The sequence below is a fragment of the Bacillus sp. JJ1773 genome (assembly GCF_036962035.1).
Taxonomy (GTDB): domain Bacteria; phylum Bacillota; class Bacilli; order Bacillales; family Cytobacillaceae; genus Cytobacillus.
On the sequence record NZ_JBALNX010000045.1, the window covers coordinates 22,772 to 39,111 of the forward strand.

Consider the following 16,340-nt stretch of genomic DNA (forward strand, 5'->3'; position numbering starts at 1 on the left):
ACTTCTATAAACGGTCACTTGAACCTGCCTCCGAGTACTGTATCGGATAAATATTGAAGATACAAGCGGGTTCATATCCGTTATCATGATTCGAGTGTAAAGCTATGCTTTAAATTAGGGTGGTACCGCCATGCATTGGTCCCTAATTTGAAGTATGGCTTTTTTTAATAAGGGGATAGGGAGACGGATCTAGTGTCCCAGCAAAATAGGACATCAGAACCGTCCCCTTGTCCCTCAAAATTTAAAAGAGGTGTAAAGAAATGGCTAAAGAATTTGTTAAAGACATTACAGCAATGGATGATGATTTTGCCCAGTGGTATACAGATGTTGTAACGAAGGCAGATCTAATCGACTATTCAAGTGTACGCGGATGCATGATTATGCGCCCTTACGGTTATGCTTTATGGGAAAATATTAAAAATGAATTGGATCAACGCATTAAAGATACAGGTCATGAAAATGTGTATATGCCTTTATTTATTCCAGAAAGCTTGCTGCAAAAGGAGAAAGACCATGTCGAAGGATTTGCTCCAGAGGTAGCTTGGGTAACGCACGGGGGATCAGAAGAACTGGCAGAGCGCTTATGTGTCCGTCCAACTTCAGAGGTGCTTTTCTGTGAGCATTATAGTAATATTATCCACTCATATCGGGATTTGCCTAAGCTATATAATCAATGGGCAAATGTTGTGAGATGGGAAAAAACGACAAGACCGTTCCTGCGTACAATGGAATTTCAGTGGCAAGAAGGCCATACTTGTCATGCGACTGATGAAGATGCACATGAAGAAACGAAGCAAATGCTTGATGTATATACGGATCTTTGCGAAAATATCCTCGCTATACCAGTGGTAAGAGGTAGAAAGACTGATAAAGAAAAGTTTGCAGGAGCTAAGTTTACGTACACAATTGAAAGCTTAATGCATGATGGAAAAGCACTGCAATCTGGAACATCTCATCATTTAGGAGATGGATTTGCTAAAGCGTTTGGCATTCAATATTTAGATAAAGAGGGAAAGCAGCAATATGTACATCAAACATCATGGGGATTAACGACCCGCATCATTGGAGCGATGATCATGGTTCATGGGGATGATAGAGGACTTGTTATTCCGCCAAAAGCAGCTCCAACTCAAGTAATGATTGTTCCAATTGCTCAGCATAAAGAAGGCGTTCTTGATTTTGCCTATGACTTAAAAGACAAGCTTTCCAAACTTGCACGTGTGAATATTGATGCAAGCGACAAAAAGCCAGGCTGGAAATTTAATGAATATGAAATGAAGGGTGTTCCACTTCGTTTAGAAGTTGGCCCTAAGGATATTGAAAATAAACAAGTCGTACTTGCCCGCCGCGATACAGGGGAAAAATTGATTGTTAGCCTGGATCAATTAGAGACAAAGATTACAGAAGTATTAGATGACATTCAGCAAAATTTATATAATAAAGCAAAAGAGCTACGCGAACAAAAAACCTATGTTGCGACAACTTATGATGAATTTAAAGATACTTTCGCCAATAAATCAGGTTTCGTAAAGGCCATGTGGTGCGGAGAGCTTGAGTGTGAAGAAAAAATAAAAGAAGAAACAAGTGTGACTTCAAGATGTATACCATTTGAGCAAGAAGCTGTTTCATCCGAGTGCGTCTGCTGTGGACGTGAAGCTAATGAGCTAGTATATTGGGCGAAGGCGTATTAAATAAAATGTGCTTCATTCTGGACCTTGTTCAAGCGTGAAATTAGTTCCCGCGGTCACCAGAAGAGTGTTCTGGTGACCGCTTAAGCGTAAAAACAGTGCCCATGTTCACCAGAAGAGCAGTTTGGTGCTCGCTTAAGCGTAAAATCAGTACCCGTGGTCACCAGAAGAGCATTCTGGTGCCCGCTTAAGCGTAAAATCAGTACCCGTGGTCACCAGAAGAGCATTCTGGTGCCCGCATAAGCGTAAAAACAGTTCCCGTGGTCACCAGAAGAGTATTCTGGTGCCCGCTTAAGCGTGAAATCAGTATCTGTGGTCACCAGAAGAGCATTCTGGTGCCCGTTTAAGCGTGAAATCAGTACCCGTGGTCACCAGAATAGGGTTTGATTCCCGCTCGAGTGTAAAATCAGCCTAAATGGTCATCAGAAGTGATATTAAATACCAGCTTAAGTCACTTTTTAAGGTTAAAAATAGTAGTCTTACTCTTTTCGTTTTTTCTATAACCTAATAGAAAGCCCACTCAAAAACGGCATAAAATGCATATGAAGTAGTGTAGGCAAAAATATTAGGAGGTTACCCAAAATGTATTACCTGAGAGGAAGACCAAGTTATTATAGAGGAGACGAACGGTTCCTTGGTTTGTTATTTGGCGCCCCATTTGCTGGAGGTCTTCTAGGTGGGTTAATTGGAGGTGGGATAGCTGGATTTGGAACGGCAGCTCTCCTTGCTAATCGACCGTTTTATGGAGCACCTTTTCCGCCTTATTCACCATATGGCTTTGGATATGGTGGATATGGTGGATATGGTGGATATGGTCCATATGCAGCACCGTTCCAAGCAGGCTTCCCTTATTATTAAAAGTAATTTTCACATAGGAAAAAGCTCTCCCTTTATAGAGAGCTTTTTTCTTTTATTTTCGCAAAAAAAAATGGAGATTTATTTCCATCTTAACTTTAATGATAAACTGCAGCAGTTCTGAATTTGATTGATGGATTCGAAATCTAAAACCAACCCATCTGGTGTATACCTAACTTTAGGGATATGTTTGATTCCAGTTGATTTAATCATTGTACTAACCTTGTCCTGCTGTGATGCTTGTGCCGCACTCATTAATTCAAATGAAAAGGTTCTGGAAGAAGCCATCTTTGTTAATAATAGGCTGACATCTCTCATAATATTCTCCATATCCTTTGCAGAACTCATGAAGGTCCCCGGGTCTACAGTCGGATATTGCCGATTGGGCATACCGTGGAGAGGGTAATAGTGAAATTGATAAGGTGAAGTACAATAAAAATTTTGTCCATAAGTAAAATGGGGAGTCATTCCAAATGGCCCCCTTTCTTTTTAATTCTATATATGCGAAGAAAGCTTTTCCTGTGTTTCCACAAGTATTATAATAGATGGAAAACTCTGTTATATTATTGTAAAAGGCGTAAAGGGGAGAATTGAATTGAATCTGAAAAATACATTGATTGAAGCTCTAGGGATGGAAATCATATCACTTGAAAAAGGCAAGGTTGTTGCGACAATGCCTGTTGATGAACGAACAAGACAGCCATTTGGTGTACTGCATGGCGGAGCCTCTGTCGCTCTTGCAGAAACTGTAGCAAGCATTGGCGCTTACGAACTGGTCGATCATGAAACAGAATCGGTTGCGGGGCTTGAAATAAACGCCAACCATATAAGAGCAAAGCGGGATGGAAAGGTTACTGCCATTGCAATCGTTCTTCATCAGGGAAGAACGACAATGGTTTGGGATATTAAAATTGTTGATGAAGAGGAGAAGCTAGTCTGTGTGTCAAGGTGTACAATGGCTGTTATAAAGAGAAAATAGGAATGGATAGGGCTGAATTCGAAATAGGTTGAAATTCAGCCCTTTTTAGTAGAAAAACAACATACCAGCAATTAACAGATTAAATTTGAAAATGACTGAGGTAATAAAAAGATGATAATAGGAAATAGAATGATAAAGGGAATTATGGAAAAAATAGGATACCCTTAAGGAATAAGTGTTATTGCAATCTAAGAGTGGTGGAATGAAACGAGAGGATTCGAAATGAACAAAAAGAATAAGATGTTGCGAACGTCAAAAGTATTATCAATGGCATTCGTAATCTTCGTCCAAATTTATTGGTATAAAATCCGAAAAAAGCCTGAAGAGGAATGGAAAAATCTTTGGAGGAAAATAGGAGAAAGGTTTCGAAAGACGCTTTTTGAATTAGAAGGGTTACTAATCAAAATTGGACAGATATTAAGTATTCGTACAGATTTACTGCCAGAAGCATTTATTCTCCAAATACAAGACCTTACTGATAAGGTTCCTTCTTCTAGCTGGGATGTAATTCAACAAATCCTTGAAACGGAATGGAAAAGTCCCATCGATCAGCACTTACTTTCAATTAAAAAGGAAGCTATTGCGTCAGCTTCGATTGGAGAAGTATATAAAGGTGTTCTGAAGGATGGGACAGAGGTTGCCATCAAAGTGAAGCGCCCCAATATCCAATCGATCATCCAAACGGACTTTCGTATATTACGCATTATTATCTGGTTTGCTGATCACTTTGTTCCTATTCCAAAAGGCTTTATCAATTTTAAAGTCTTATTTCAGGAGCTTAAACAAGTGATTGAACGGGAACTTGATTACTCAAAGGAGCGGGAGGTTTTGCTTTCTTTTAAAGAGAGATTTAAAGATGTGGATGCAGTACAAATCCCTTCTGTTTTCTCAGAGCTAAGTACTTCAAGGGTCTTGGTGATGGAGTGGATACATGGTATAAGACTTACAGATCGAGATGGGCTAGAGCAGTTAGTAGTAGGCAAGAACGAATTGGCCAAGCGGCTAATCAAAGTGTTTCTACCCCAATGGCTTGAACCAGGAATGTTCCATGCTGACCCACATCCAGGTAATGTCCTAGTTTCAAAGGAAGGAAAAATAATATTACTAGATTTTGGTATGGTAGGGGAAATCTCGAAAATGGATGCTGAATATTTCCAAGATTTAATTAAAAGCTTTCTTTCTAAAAATTATACTAAAGCCGTGGAAAGCTTGATTCATTTAGGTTTTTTCCATGATGAGGGAGATTCAAAGACGCTAGAAAAGCTATTAGCGGAAACTATGTCTTTTCAACTCTCAGATTTAAAAGATATGGATATGATTGCCTTAAAAATAGAAATGAATGATATGATTCAGGCACTCCCCATTCAGGTTCCAACAAGATTTGTTTTTCTAGGACGTTCTTTCGTAACGATTGAAGGAATTCTACAAGAATTAGCACCACAAGAGGAGCTAATTGATTTAGCAAAACCGGTATTTTTTGATTGGTTAAATAAAAAGGAGAATAATAAATGGTCGTTTGTCTGGATGTGGATTCAGTCACAGCCTTTATTTAAGGTCTTGCATTCCGCTTCAGAGTTTCTTAAAGCTCCGCAAACCTTTGAGCGCATAAAGGAAGTGGAACAAAGAAGACAATTTCAGTTTACTATTTTTGAAAATTATAAAAAGCAGCTGTTCCAATTAACACTGCTGGGTCTTATCGGGATCGCAGCTGGTGCTTATACCTCTCAACCCATTATTTTTCAATTATCGATTGGCATATCAGCCATCTCTAGTGTTTGTTATTGTATTTGCAGCTATAAGCTAAAAAAATGGATGAAATACATGCCAGAAAAGCGAAGATAGGACTGACAGAAATGAATGATATGTTAAATGATCCAAAATAAATCTTCGGATGGGAGAAATGAATAGATGAAAATAGTAAAAGCAACATTAAATGACCTAGAATCTGTAACTGAGCTTTTTGATTTATACAGGATATTTTATAAGCAGAAATCTGACATCGAAGGAGCAAGGGATTTCATTCAAGGCAGATTAACTAGTGAAGATTCCGTTATTTTTATCGCGCTTGAAGGTGAAAATGCTGTTGGTTTTATTCAATTATATCCATCCTTTTCATCGGTCGGCATGAAACGTATTTGGATTTTGAACGATCTATATGTAAAAGAAAGTGTACGAGGGAAAGGCTTTGGCGAGAAATTAATGAAGAAAGCTATCGAATTTGCCAAGGATACAGAGGCTAAAGGAGTTCTCCTTGAGACTGCTGCAGATAATTTAGGAGCACAAAAGCTTTATGAGAAAGTGGGTTTTACAAAGGAAACTACTTATTTTTACTTTTATTCCATATAAAATTTAACCTTTAGGGAGAGGTCTATATGAATGCAAATTGTTTTATTTGTAAAAAACATAAGGGAGAGCTGCAAACATCCGGGGTGTTAATTTACGAGGACGAGTATGTATATGTTGGACATATTGATAGTAATGGGAAGCCCAATTATTTAGGACATCTTATGGTAGATTTAAAGAGACATGTCCCTACTCTAGCAGAAATGAATCCCGAAGAAGCAAAAGCATTTGGCATGATAATGGCGAGAGTGAGTAAAGCACTTAAAGAAACTGAAAAAGCTGAGCATATTTATGCTGTTGTTTCTGGTAATGCCGTTCCACATTTGCATATGCATCTTGTCGCCCGTTATCCTAATACTCCTGAGGAATACTGGGGGCCGTTTGCAGTATATGATTCCCCAAATGCTCGTATGGGCGACAATAGTGAAGTTATTGAAGTTTGCAATAGATTAAAAACTTTTCTTGAAATGAACCCCTATGAGTAAGGCCGGTGTATATGAATATAGTTGGGTAGGGAGCAAAGAAAGTTTTGTTGACAAAATAAATATTCATAGGATTAAACATGTTGTTTTAGGGCGTTTTGGCGGAAATAAGACAGCGGGCCAGTATAAGAATGAAGATGGCTGTGTTATTTGGGTGGATGAAAAAATGGATTGGGAATTTGTTATCCTTTTGGACGCTCACCAAACGGCGGAAAGTGCAGAATTAGTTATTTCCACTTTTGAAGCTCAGAAACATGCCATAAAGGACATTTTATCCCTTTCAATTAACGAATCCTTTGATAGTTTAAGTAAACTAATATTAACCACTTTCAAAAGCCAATGGTTCAAAGAGGCTTGTCAAAATATTCAAGGAGAAACAGCTTGTCTGTTTGTTATGAGAAAAGGCAAGTTTCTTTGGTGGCTATCAATTGGCGATTGTGCACTCTATCTTTTTCACCCAGAATTATCAGCTCTGAACGAATTTCAGCAAAATCATAGGAGCTTCTATGAATGGGTTGGACGAGTTAATACTTTCGATTTGCCTGTTCCATGCTTTAGTGAAGGAAGAAAGGAACTAAGAAAAGGAAAAAATCATTTGTTTTTAACAACTGATAGACTGATAGAATGTCCAAATACTAATTTTGAAAAACCTAAAGAAATTTTTAAACCATTTGAGACTCGCTCAAATGATGAAAGTGTAAAGCAACTGCTGGAGGAAATTAGAGGTAAAAAAGTTCGTGACAGCACAACGATCATTTCCTGGTTTGTACAAATTGCATCAAATGGCAGCCTTCCTAGCCAGTGATAGAAATTTACGAAAAATCAATGATAACATCGATAAATAATCAGACCATTCCTATTCTAATTCGGAGGAATGGTCCAAAACAAATTGTTTGAATTTTTCAGTTGCAGGTGATAAATATCTTCCCTCTACCCACGCAATTCCAATTGTCCGTTGGCACTTTGGACCTTTGATAGGTATTTGTGATATTTTACTTTGGTCTGTCCCTTTTAAATTCGGTAGTATTGAAATTCCCAGTCCAGCTGCGACAAGCCCCGCAACAGTATCTGCTTCCGCTCCTTCAAATATAATCTTAGGTGCAACTCCCACTTTTTTAAACAATTGCTCTATGGTGATACGAAGGGAGAACCCTTCTTTTAAATGAATAAAAGATTCATCTGCAATTTCTTCTAACGTAATGTTTTTACGATTAGCGTATTTGTGGTCTTTCGGGACAATAACAAACAGTTCCTCATTCCAAAGCTGCCGCCATACAATTGGTGATTTAATTCCCATTGGAGCAATTAGACAAAGATCCATATCCCCTAATTGCAATTGATCAATAAGATTATGGGAGGGACCTTGTCCGAGTCGAAAGTTAATTTTTGGATAGTAGGCACGAAAAGAAGCGAGTAAATCAGGTATATGACTTGTACTCAAAGTGTGCAGAAACCCAAGAGACACTTCTCCCTTATCTGGATCAAGTAATTCTTTAATTTCTTGTTTACCTTCATTGAATTCTTTCATCATGCTATCCACATGCTTTAAAAAAATTTGACCGTATTTATTTAATCGAATAGAACGTCCCTGACGTTCAAATAAAGGCACTCCTATTTCATCCTCAAATCGGGCAATCGAACGGCTAAGGGCTGACTGGGAAATGGAGAGAGCTTCTGCAGCGTGCGTCACATGCTGCATTCGTGCCAGTGTTTGAAAGTATTCAAACTGCTGCCATTCCATCTTATAACACCACTTTCCAATTGAATTTCTTATTACATATATGCATTAAATTCATCGATATAATGAATTATACAACATATAAAATCGGTGGTACTATAAAAATAGGAAGCTCGCAAAGAGGCTTATTAAAACGAAATTTTTTAAGGGATGATTGATTTATGCATCAATTTGGAAGTCACGCGAATTGGGCGATTGTATGATGAGTTACATTCAACAAGGTACGACACTCTTTCGCAAAACCAGTTTTGCTTTCTTTGCTGCTGGTTTTAGTACATTTTCCATTCTTTACTGTGTACAGCCTTTAATGCCAGAATTTACAAAGGAATTCAACATTAATCCAACAACAGCAAGCTTATCACTTTCCATAACTACAATGGCGCTTGCTATTAGCATGCTGATTATTGGTTCATTATCAGAAGTATGGGGACGCAAGCCGATCATGGTCATTTCCATGCTTGCCGCTTCTGTCGTTTGTATTCTCACAGCATTCAGTCCTAATTTTCATTTTCTGCTGGGGTTCCGAACGATTGAAGGAATTTTATTGGCAGGTCTGCCCTCCATTGCCATGGCTTATCTTGGAGAAGAAATAGAACCGAAGAGTCTTGGAGCGGCTATGGGTCTATATATATGTGGCAATGCAATTGGTGGTGTTTTTGGCAGAGTTTTCACAGGTACGTTGAGCGACTATTTTGGTTGGCAAATAGCTATAGGGGGAATTGGGTTCTTAAGTTTAGCCGCTACTCTGATTTTTTGGAATAGCTTACCACCTTCGCGAAATTTTAAAGCCCGTCAATTAGAAATTGGAAAGTTAGGTAAATCATTAATTGACCATCTGAAAGATCCAGCTTTAGTTTGTTTATTTGTCATGGGATTTTTACTTTTAGGGAGTAATGTAGCGTTGTTCAATTATATAACTTACATTTTTCTCGAAAAGCCTTATTCGCTAAGTCAAACATTTGTAAGCTGGCTATTTTTAATTATGATCATTGGAATGTTTAGCTCTGTCTGGACAGGAAAATTAGTAGAACGCCATGGTAAGCAAAAAATATTATTCATCAGTCTATTCATTGCTTTGATCGGTGTCCTTTTGACTTTGAATTTTCATTTATATATAAAAATAATCGGTCTTGGCTTATTTACTTACGGTTTCTTTGGAAGTCATGCGATTGCTAGCAGCTGGGTCGGCCAACGTGCTATACAAAGCAAAGCACAAGCCTCTTCCTTATATTTATTTCTTTACTATGCTGGTTCAAGTGTAGGAGGAACACTCGGAGGGTTATTTTGGTCAAAACTCGGCTGGGGAGGAGTCGTTAGTATGACTGTTGGCTTCCTCATGATTAGTTTAGTACTTTGGGTGTTGGTTTCAAAAATTGTACAGAATTCGAAGAAAGTTTCTACAGTAGCCTAATTGTTCCTTGTTTGTAGAAAAGGAATTGGATGCTAGCTAACCAAGCCGGTGAGAGGCGTTAATTGATTTTGAAAAAGGTGAATGATTGATTAGCAATATTAACGGGGTTTTAATACTGTTAAACATATGATAGAATGTAATTAATCAAATATTGAATTACTTGGAGGAGTCTGTCACCAAGGGATAACTATGTCCTTTGGTAGCAGGCTCTTTTTGTATTTCAATAATAAAATAAGGGGGAGAAAGATTGATTATCTTACAATTAGCGATCATTTTATTTGCAGCAAAGCTTGCAGGAAGTATAAGTGTGAGATTAGGGCAGCCTTCAGTCTTGGGAGAAATTATTGTTGGGATTTTACTAGGACCATCTGTCTTTGGCTTAGTAACTGCGACAGATACCTTAGCAGCGTTTAGTCAGCTTGGAGTTATCTTGTTAATGTTTATTGCAGGGTTGGAGACAGACCTTAATGAATTCAAGCGTTCTGGGAAAGCATCAACCTTTGTTGGCTTTGGTGGAATTATTTTTCCGCTTTTCTTCGGGTATTTAGCAGGTTTAATGATGGACCTTTCATCCTTCCAATCTATGTTCTTAGGATTAATGCTTTCAGCAACTAGTGTAAGCATCTCTGTTGTGGCATTAAGGGAGATGAATCAATTAAAAACTCGAGAGGGTACTACCATTTTAGGGGCAGCTGTCATTGATGATGTCGTTGTGATGATTGCGTTAGCATTCTTAATGAGCTTCGCAGGTGGAGATGTTAGTTTAAGTACTGTCATTTTAAAGAAAGTTCTCTTTTTTGCAGGAGCTCTGCTAGTAGCATGGAAGGCTGTACCTTACGTTTTAAGAATATTCTCCAAACTGAAAGTCTCTGAACCTATAATTGCAGCTGGATTAATTATTTGTTTTGTGTTTGCTTATGCTGCTGAAATCACAGGGGTTGCGGCTATTATCGGTTCTTATATGGCAGGTATAGCTATTAGTGTAACAGGCTTTAAGCATGAAATTTTTGAGAAGGTAGAAACTATTAGTTCGGCTGTCTTTGTCCCGGTATTCTTCACGTTTATTGGAATTTCTTCAGAGTTTTCAGGGGTTATTGATTCCTTGTGGATCATTATCCTATTGAGTGTTTTAGCGATATTAACGAAATTTATCGGTGCCGGTTTAGGTGCCAAGTTTGCTGGCTTTGGTTGGAATAGTTCAATGGGAATCGGATCCGCAATGATTTCGCGGGGAGAAGTGGCACTTATTATCGCCGCTTTAGGAATTGAATCCAATTTAATAGACAAAGATTTGTTTGCTGTCATGATTGTAGTCATTCTTGTTACAACTATTGTAACGCCGCCGATGATGAAATGGTTTTTTAAAGATCCTGAGGCAGGGATGAGTGTTAATACTAGGAAGAGTGTATAAAGAAAAAAAGGGACGGATGCTTCTAAAAACATCTGTCCCTTTGCTTTTTCTTAACCAAATATTAGAATGACAATAAAATAAGCGACCATTGTAATTAAACCAAGTGGAACACCAAAACTTGCCCATTCCTTACTTGTAATATTCAATTTCCCTGCAGAGATAATGTTCGGAATGTTTCCGGGAATAAGCATTCCACCGCTGATCATCAGTCCAAGTAAAATCGCTCTAATGGTTGGCTCGTCCATTGCAGGGCTAATTTCTGCTGCAGCAAGAGTTGCATTATCCAAAATAGCTGAGATCATATTGATCCAATATAGAACATAAGGGCTCATTCCTAGTAAATATTTTTCAATGAAAGGTTCGAACCCTGCTCCTAGGAAAGTTAGTCCCATTACAAAAAGGTAGATTTTAACTGCACGAATAATAATTTCTTTATAGCTTTCCTTTTCAAGGGATGCCGTTAATCCGTCTTTCCCCTTTTGAGGCTTAATTAAGACAGCTGATAGAATTCCAAAAATGATTACAGCGATAATGACATCGGCGCCAATAAGCTTAAATAAATAGAAAAATTCCTCATTTAGTTTGCTGATAGCAATCGTAGAAAGCGGTTCTCCAATTGGAGTAAGAGCAGCACCAAGACCAATTGAGAAACAGGCTAGAACAACGAGACGTACCTCTGATTTTCGGTCAAGGCGAATAACGCTTACGATAACGACTAGCACGATCGCGGCAATAATTGCAGTAATCACACTAGAAATTAATCCAAGAACGATTGTAACTAATGCTAAAAATAAGCGAAACGGCATCATATTGCTTAATCCAAGAATCCCTTTTTCGATTGGACTTTGGCACCATCTAAATATTAAACCAGCTATAAGTACAGCAAGAGTAATATGGATTGGATCTTCAAGAGCCTTAATAAATAATTCTCCATTTAGCACCTGGCTAATCGCCGCTGCTGCTAAGCCCATAATAAATAAAAAGGCTTCTAGATTATGTTCTACCTTTTTTACTGTGAATGGCAGAAATAATACTAATATTAAAACAATTGTTAGTCCAAGTATCATTCTATTTGTCATCCTTTTCTAGTAATATTTTTGTATTAAGGGACTTACGAATCATCTGTGAATATCCAGAAAATTTCACCTATATTATTTAACAGTTTATATTATAACATGAATATCAGTTTTTTCTGTATAGTTTTTTAATTTTCTATTTTTGGTCATGTAATAATTATATAGGTAGAAACAGGGATAAAAGAGGAAGAAGCTTAAATAAAAATGTCGATTATTTATGAAATAATAGAAAAAATTGAGGAATTATGTAGTAAGTTTACTACTTTAAACTAGTAAACTGTTTCGTTAATTATTATTTCAGGAAAAGTAAGAACAAATAGATTATGTATTATTATTCGTTCCTATGATTAGTTTCTGGAATATCAAACTATTGTCTAAATCGACAGGTTCCGTAATAATGAAGAAGTAGAAAAAGTAAATTGAATAATGTTGATTCCTTCCAATAAAGATTTTTAGGAATAAGCGAATGGAGAAAAAATGAAGAATACATATTTTATGAGTTACTTTCCGCTGCTTTCTATCATATTGTTCAGCCTAACTCTATCGATAAAGGTTGAAAAAGTTCTCATTGATTTTCTTAAGAATGCTGGTATTTATACTGGTATGCTGGAGTTTTTTTCAGAGGGCGGGATTAAGCTTTCACTGCTCATTCTTCTCATGCTGTTATTTTTTATGGTATTTGCTGCATTGAAGCTAATCGCGAATACAATTAACGAGCTTTCTCTTTTGTTCTTTTCTAAAGACTCAGAAGGGGACAGCTTAAAGCAAATTCGGAGCGGGGCTGTTATATTTTTTGTCGGAAGCTTCTTATCTTTAGTAAGTATGAACAGCTTTACGGGGATTGGCATTATTTTTGCAGCGACCACGGCTGTTTATTTCTTATATTTTGTGCATAAAGTCAGCTCATCTTTATCTTATCTTGGTCTTGTTGGGCTCATTTTTTTTCAAGTGCTTTTCTGGTCTAGCTTTATTTCTGGAGTTATTTATCTTGCTGTTAAGGTGTATAACAGCCTTATCGCAAGCTTACCAATATAAAAAGAGGGGGGCTCATTTAAGTATGGCCCCCTTTATTGTCCCGACATAATTTCCTTCCAGATGAGCTGCTGAGGGGCAGTCGATTCCACGTATGCAATATTTTCAGGTGTATCCTTTCCAATCCATACGCCTGCTGTATATTGGTCTGTTAAACCGATAAACCAATAATCTTTATAATCATTCGTTGTTCCCGTTTTTCCGCCTGAATATCCGGCAGATAGGTAGGCTTTACGAGCTGTACCGGACTTAACCGTTTTTCTCATTAGCTGTCGTACTTTGTCTGTAGTATCCTTACTCCATACTTGAACCTTGGGCTCATTCCAGCTATAAAGAAGCTCTCCATTCGTATTCGTTACCTTTTTAATGGCTCTAGCGGGCTGGTACTGCCCATCAGTCGCAAACACTGTGTAGGCGGATGTAAGTTCAAGTGGAGTCATCCCATATGAAAATCCCCCAATTGCTGCAGCTAGAGTATAATCCGATTTGGAAACCTTACGGAAGTGAAAGTTGGCTAGATCTTTAAATCCATTTGCAATTCCAATAGAATCTAAGATTCTGACAGCAGGTGTATTATAAGAATGTATAAATGCCTGTTCTAACGTAACGAAACCATATTGGCCGCCGCCATAGTTTTGCGGGCAATAACCGTTTTTGCAAAAGGAATTTGCATTAATTTTTTTCCGTAAGGATGCATCGCTTCTTTCAAAATAAGGTGCATAGACGAGCAATGGCTTGATCGCAGAGCCTGGTTGACGGTAGGCTTGAAATCCTCTGTTAAAATCATGTTTTTTGTATTGCTTGCCCCCTACAAGTGCAACAAGCTGATGGGTTTCATGATCTATTACTGCTGCAGCCCCCTGGATTTCAGGGTAGGGCAAGTTTCGAGTGACTGCACTTTTCGCGCGCTCTTGGATAACTGTATCGAGGGCCGTTTCAATAATAATGCCTGATGCCACAACTTCCTCTAATCGCTTTTCAAGCATTTCTTCAAGATTTTTTTGCTCTTTCTCCGTTTTAGCTGATCGTATTTTTTCCGTAAAGCCTTCCTGCTGCCCGATCAATTCCTTTAGCTCGGCTTCTGCATATGTAACGTAGTCAGGAAATAAATCAGTTCGATCCTTCATATTTAATTGAATGGGTTCTCTTTTTATTTCTACCCCTTCTTCTGTTGAGATTAATTGATGCTTGCTTAATTGATCGATTAATCGTTCCTGTCTTTCCTTCGTCTGCTCAAAGTTTTTTACCGGATTATAAAGAGAAGGATTATTAGGGATTGCGGCCAAAAATGCAAGCTCTGCTTTAGAAAGCTCACTCGTATGTTTTTGAAAATAAAGCTCAGATGCAGCTTCAATGCCATAGGCTCCATTTTGAAAATAGATGGTATTCATATATAGCGTTAAAATTTCTTTCTTTGTATATTTACGTTCAATCTCATAAGAGTAAAGAAGCTCGCTCAGTTTACGGTTATATGATTTTTCATTGTTAAGAAAAAGGTTCCTTGCTAATTGTTGAGTAATGGTACTAGCCCCTTGCTCAATCTTATTTGACTTCATATTAATTGCCAAGGCGCGGCCAATGGAAGTTAAATCAAAGCCAACATGATCGTAAAAATGCTGATCCTCAGAAACGATAAATAATTGGGTAAGAAAGGGAGGAATGTCCTCAATTTCAAGGTTTATTCGGTTAAACGGCCGATGAATTTCAGAGATAATGGTGCCATTCTGAGCTTTCATATAGGAGGTTTGCGGCAAGGATATGTCCTTAATTTTGATTTTTTCTTCTAATACATGGTGAATGCTTTTTACCTTAGATATTTCAGAACCAGATGCAAAAATAAGCAAAAGGAAGCATGGAACTAAGGCAACTATGATCAAATATCCGGTTAACGTACGCAATGCCCATCTTCCTTTCCGAAAGCACTTGCCAGATTTTCCAACCTCTATTCTACAGCAGAATCAAACAAATAAAAATTCATTTAAAAATGAAATTACCCAGAAAAATTAAAAAATTCCATGGTATAATAGTGGAAATGACGTGCGTTTATTTTTTCAATGAAAGAAGGTGTAAACATGGGGGAAGAGTGTCATTATTTATTTATTGACTTTGAATTTACTATGCCTGAAAAAAATGGCAGGTACAAAGGTTTTTATCCAGAAATTATTGAAGCCGGAATTGTTTCAGTATCCAATGACCAAATTCTTGATCAATTTTCTTCCTTCGTTTCTCCAGTTCGCTTTCCGAAGCTATCAGAACGGTGTAAATCATTCCTTCATATTTCACAAGAGCAGGTAGATCAAGGGATTTCCTTTATAGAATTGGTTAAAAAGATGAAGGAAATGAGTGGAAATCACCCATGTCCTATTATTACGTGGGGGAATATGGATATGAGGGTTCTGCGAAATAATTGTCAACAGGTTGGAATTCCTTTTCCTTTTAAAGGGAAGGAAGTGGACTTATCAATGGAGTACAAACGTTTTTTTGGTGATCAGAATCAAACAGGATTATGGAAGGCCGTCCAGGAATATGGAAAGGAAGGCACCGGAAAACATCATCGTGCTTTAGATGATGCCATGACTACTTATAATATTTTTAGATTAGTAGAAAAGGATAAGAAATACCTTGGAAAGCCTGAGCCGACCACTATTGGGGATCGGGTAGATTTTTCAAAGCTATTAAATAAATTCGCATAAAAAGCCAAATCGCATATGAATCGATTTGGCTTTTTATTTTCTCATTAAAAATAATCCTTCTCAAGAGTTTCGATATTCTTTAGGCTAAGCTCTGCCCAAGGGGAGGCATCTTCTTTAAGTTCCTGAATCATTTTATCTAAAGCGGTTCTTAAAGAAGCTGTAAATTCAGGGATATCACCGTCAAATGGTTTAACCATTTGTTTTGGGACATTTGTTTGTTCCCGATACGCTAAAGCTCTGCGTTCATGAAACATTTGAACATTTGCATCTTTAGGGTTATGTAAATCACCCTGCATAGGATGTTTAACCACCGCTAGAACCCGAACAAGAAAGTGCTGCGGCCGAATGTCTGTAATTTCTCCAATATATTTGCCTGTTTTATAAATGGCTGTTACCTTATCGCCAACATTTAAATCTGCCATATAAAATTCCCCTTTCCGAGATGTACCGTAGTAATCTCATTATGGCTTACCAGCTTGGAAAAACAAAGTAAAATGAAGATACAAATCATCTAAGCAAGGGAAAATTGATAACTCTTTAAAACGGGAATTACCGTCTTTGGTGCCCGTCATGCGCATAAAGTGGCCAAAACGGTCATCAAACGCCGTCTTTGGTGCCCGTCATGTTCAAAA

General features: G+C 37.7%; 16 protein-coding genes and 1 other annotated feature (1 of these 17 cut by a window edge). Of the genes, 11 read left to right on the top strand and 5 right to left on the bottom strand.

Features of this window, described 5'->3' with window-relative positions; all coding sequences use genetic code 11:
* Positions 1 to 147: a binding site (T-box leader), on the top strand (it extends 68 nt beyond the left edge of the window).
* Between the two features lie 113 nt (positions 148 to 260).
* Together proS and V7127_RS13545 are read left to right on the top strand one after the other, a co-directional pair.
* Positions 261 to 1,691 (top strand): proline--tRNA ligase, encoded by a 1,431-nt coding sequence (gene proS, locus V7127_RS13540; protein ID WP_335486819.1) that lies wholly within the window; start codon positions 261 to 263, stop codon positions 1,689 to 1,691.
* Positions 1,692 to 2,270: 579 nt separating this feature from the next.
* On the top strand, positions 2,271 to 2,546 hold the full coding sequence (locus V7127_RS13545; RefSeq protein ID WP_335486821.1) for a hypothetical protein: 276 nt from the start codon (positions 2,271 to 2,273) through the stop codon (positions 2,544 to 2,546).
* 78 nt (positions 2,547 to 2,624) lie between these two features.
* On the opposite strand, the gene V7127_RS13550 is transcribed toward V7127_RS13545, so the two are convergent.
* Positions 2,625 to 3,011 (bottom strand): hypothetical protein, encoded by a 387-nt coding sequence (locus V7127_RS13550; protein WP_335486824.1) that lies wholly within the window; start codon positions 3,009 to 3,011, stop codon positions 2,625 to 2,627.
* A gap of 127 nt (positions 3,012 to 3,138) precedes the next feature.
* Between V7127_RS13550 and V7127_RS13555 the strand changes: the two genes are divergently transcribed.
* The 5 genes from V7127_RS13555 to V7127_RS13575 all read left to right on the top strand — a co-directional run bounded on the left by V7127_RS13555 (position 3,139) and on the right by V7127_RS13575 (position 7,152).
* Entirely contained in the window at positions 3,139 to 3,522 is a 384-nt protein-coding gene (locus tag V7127_RS13555) for a hotdog fold thioesterase (RefSeq protein WP_335486827.1), read from the top strand.
* Positions 3,523 to 3,744: 222 nt separating this feature from the next.
* Positions 3,745 to 5,364: an ABC1 kinase family protein gene (locus tag V7127_RS13560; protein ID WP_335345880.1), complete on the top strand. Its 1,620-nt coding sequence runs from the start codon at positions 3,745 to 3,747 to the stop codon at positions 5,362 to 5,364.
* A gap of 66 nt (positions 5,365 to 5,430) precedes the next feature.
* The gene (locus V7127_RS13565; protein WP_335345881.1) at positions 5,431 to 5,868 is read left to right on the top strand and encodes a GNAT family N-acetyltransferase; all 438 of its coding nucleotides are present in this window, start codon (positions 5,431 to 5,433) and stop codon (positions 5,866 to 5,868) included.
* 26 nt (positions 5,869 to 5,894) lie between these two features.
* Positions 5,895 to 6,350 carry an HIT family protein gene (locus V7127_RS13570; RefSeq protein WP_335345882.1) on the top strand — a complete coding sequence of 152 codons (456 nt, stop codon included), beginning with the start codon at positions 5,895 to 5,897 and terminating at the stop codon, positions 6,348 to 6,350.
* A complete protein-coding gene (locus tag V7127_RS13575) occupies positions 6,343 to 7,152 on the top strand; it encodes a protein phosphatase 2C domain-containing protein (RefSeq protein ID WP_335486830.1) in 810 nt (269 codons plus the stop codon). The genes V7127_RS13570 and V7127_RS13575 overlap by 8 nt, the downstream gene beginning before the upstream one ends.
* 51 nt (positions 7,153 to 7,203) lie before the next feature.
* Here V7127_RS13575 and V7127_RS13580 read toward each other — a convergent pair whose 3' ends face one another.
* Complete coding sequence (locus V7127_RS13580) at positions 7,204 to 8,088, bottom strand: LysR family transcriptional regulator (RefSeq protein WP_335345884.1); 885 nt, start codon at positions 8,086 to 8,088, stop codon at positions 7,204 to 7,206.
* A 199-nt stretch (positions 8,089 to 8,287) separates the two neighbouring features.
* Here V7127_RS13580 and V7127_RS13585 point away from each other — a divergent pair, with 199 nt between their 5' ends.
* A complete protein-coding gene (locus V7127_RS13585; RefSeq protein WP_335345887.1) occupies positions 8,288 to 9,496 on the top strand; it encodes an MFS transporter in 1,209 nt (402 codons plus the stop codon).
* A 247-nt stretch (positions 9,497 to 9,743) separates the two neighbouring features.
* Positions 9,744 to 10,907 carry a cation:proton antiporter gene (locus V7127_RS13590; protein ID WP_335486833.1) on the top strand — a complete coding sequence of 388 codons (1,164 nt, stop codon included), beginning with the start codon at positions 9,744 to 9,746 and terminating at the stop codon, positions 10,905 to 10,907.
* A gap of 50 nt (positions 10,908 to 10,957) precedes the next feature.
* Here V7127_RS13590 and V7127_RS13595 read toward each other — a convergent pair whose 3' ends face one another.
* Positions 10,958 to 11,974, bottom strand: coding sequence for a DUF1646 family protein (locus V7127_RS13595; RefSeq protein WP_335486836.1), 1,017 nt, complete (start codon positions 11,972 to 11,974; stop codon positions 10,958 to 10,960).
* A gap of 486 nt (positions 11,975 to 12,460) precedes the next feature.
* On the opposite strand from V7127_RS13595, the gene V7127_RS13600 reads away from it, so the two are divergent.
* The gene (locus V7127_RS13600; protein WP_335348017.1) at positions 12,461 to 13,018 is read left to right on the top strand and encodes a DUF5366 family protein; all 558 of its coding nucleotides are present in this window, start codon (positions 12,461 to 12,463) and stop codon (positions 13,016 to 13,018) included.
* 32 nt (positions 13,019 to 13,050) lie between these two features.
* Here V7127_RS13600 and V7127_RS13605 read toward each other — a convergent pair whose 3' ends face one another.
* Positions 13,051 to 14,913 carry a transglycosylase domain-containing protein gene (locus V7127_RS13605; protein ID WP_335348018.1) on the bottom strand — a complete coding sequence of 621 codons (1,863 nt, stop codon included), beginning with the start codon at positions 14,911 to 14,913 and terminating at the stop codon, positions 13,051 to 13,053.
* A 174-nt stretch (positions 14,914 to 15,087) separates the two neighbouring features.
* On the opposite strand from V7127_RS13605, the gene kapD reads away from it, so the two are divergent.
* Positions 15,088 to 15,708, top strand: coding sequence for a 3'-5' exonuclease KapD (gene kapD, locus V7127_RS13610; RefSeq protein ID WP_335486839.1), 621 nt, complete (start codon positions 15,088 to 15,090; stop codon positions 15,706 to 15,708).
* Positions 15,709 to 15,752: 44 nt separating this feature from the next.
* Here the strand turns inward: kapD and V7127_RS13615 are convergent, their stop codons facing one another.
* A complete protein-coding gene (locus V7127_RS13615; protein ID WP_335486842.1) occupies positions 15,753 to 16,130 on the bottom strand; it encodes a kinase-associated lipoprotein B in 378 nt (125 codons plus the stop codon).
* Positions 16,131 to 16,340: the final 210 nt, after the last annotated feature.

Coding starts and splice junctions, on each gene's coding strand:
- V7127_RS13545 (WP_335486821.1), top strand. CDS start 2,271: ATGTATTACCTGAGAGGAAGACCAAGTTATTATAGAGGAGACGAACGG.
- V7127_RS13615 (WP_335486842.1), bottom strand. CDS start 16,130: ATGGCAGATTTAAATGTTGGCGATAAGGTAACAGCCATTTATAAAACA.
- V7127_RS13580 (WP_335345884.1), bottom strand. CDS start 8,088: ATGGAATGGCAGCAGTTTGAATACTTTCAAACACTGGCACGAATGCAG.
- V7127_RS13600 (WP_335348017.1), top strand. CDS start 12,461: ATGAAGAATACATATTTTATGAGTTACTTTCCGCTGCTTTCTATCATA.
- V7127_RS13595 (WP_335486836.1), bottom strand. CDS start 11,974: ATGATACTTGGACTAACAATTGTTTTAATATTAGTATTATTTCTGCCA.
- kapD (WP_335486839.1), top strand. CDS start 15,088: ATGGGGGAAGAGTGTCATTATTTATTTATTGACTTTGAATTTACTATG.
- V7127_RS13565 (WP_335345881.1), top strand. CDS start 5,431: ATGAAAATAGTAAAAGCAACATTAAATGACCTAGAATCTGTAACTGAG.
- V7127_RS13560 (WP_335345880.1), top strand. CDS start 3,745: ATGAACAAAAAGAATAAGATGTTGCGAACGTCAAAAGTATTATCAATG.
- V7127_RS13575 (WP_335486830.1), top strand. CDS start 6,343: ATGAGTAAGGCCGGTGTATATGAATATAGTTGGGTAGGGAGCAAAGAA.
- proS (WP_335486819.1), top strand. CDS start 261: ATGGCTAAAGAATTTGTTAAAGACATTACAGCAATGGATGATGATTTT.
- V7127_RS13570 (WP_335345882.1), top strand. CDS start 5,895: ATGAATGCAAATTGTTTTATTTGTAAAAAACATAAGGGAGAGCTGCAA.
- V7127_RS13585 (WP_335345887.1), top strand. CDS start 8,288: ATGAGTTACATTCAACAAGGTACGACACTCTTTCGCAAAACCAGTTTT.
- V7127_RS13550 (WP_335486824.1), bottom strand. CDS start 3,011: ATGACTCCCCATTTTACTTATGGACAAAATTTTTATTGTACTTCACCT.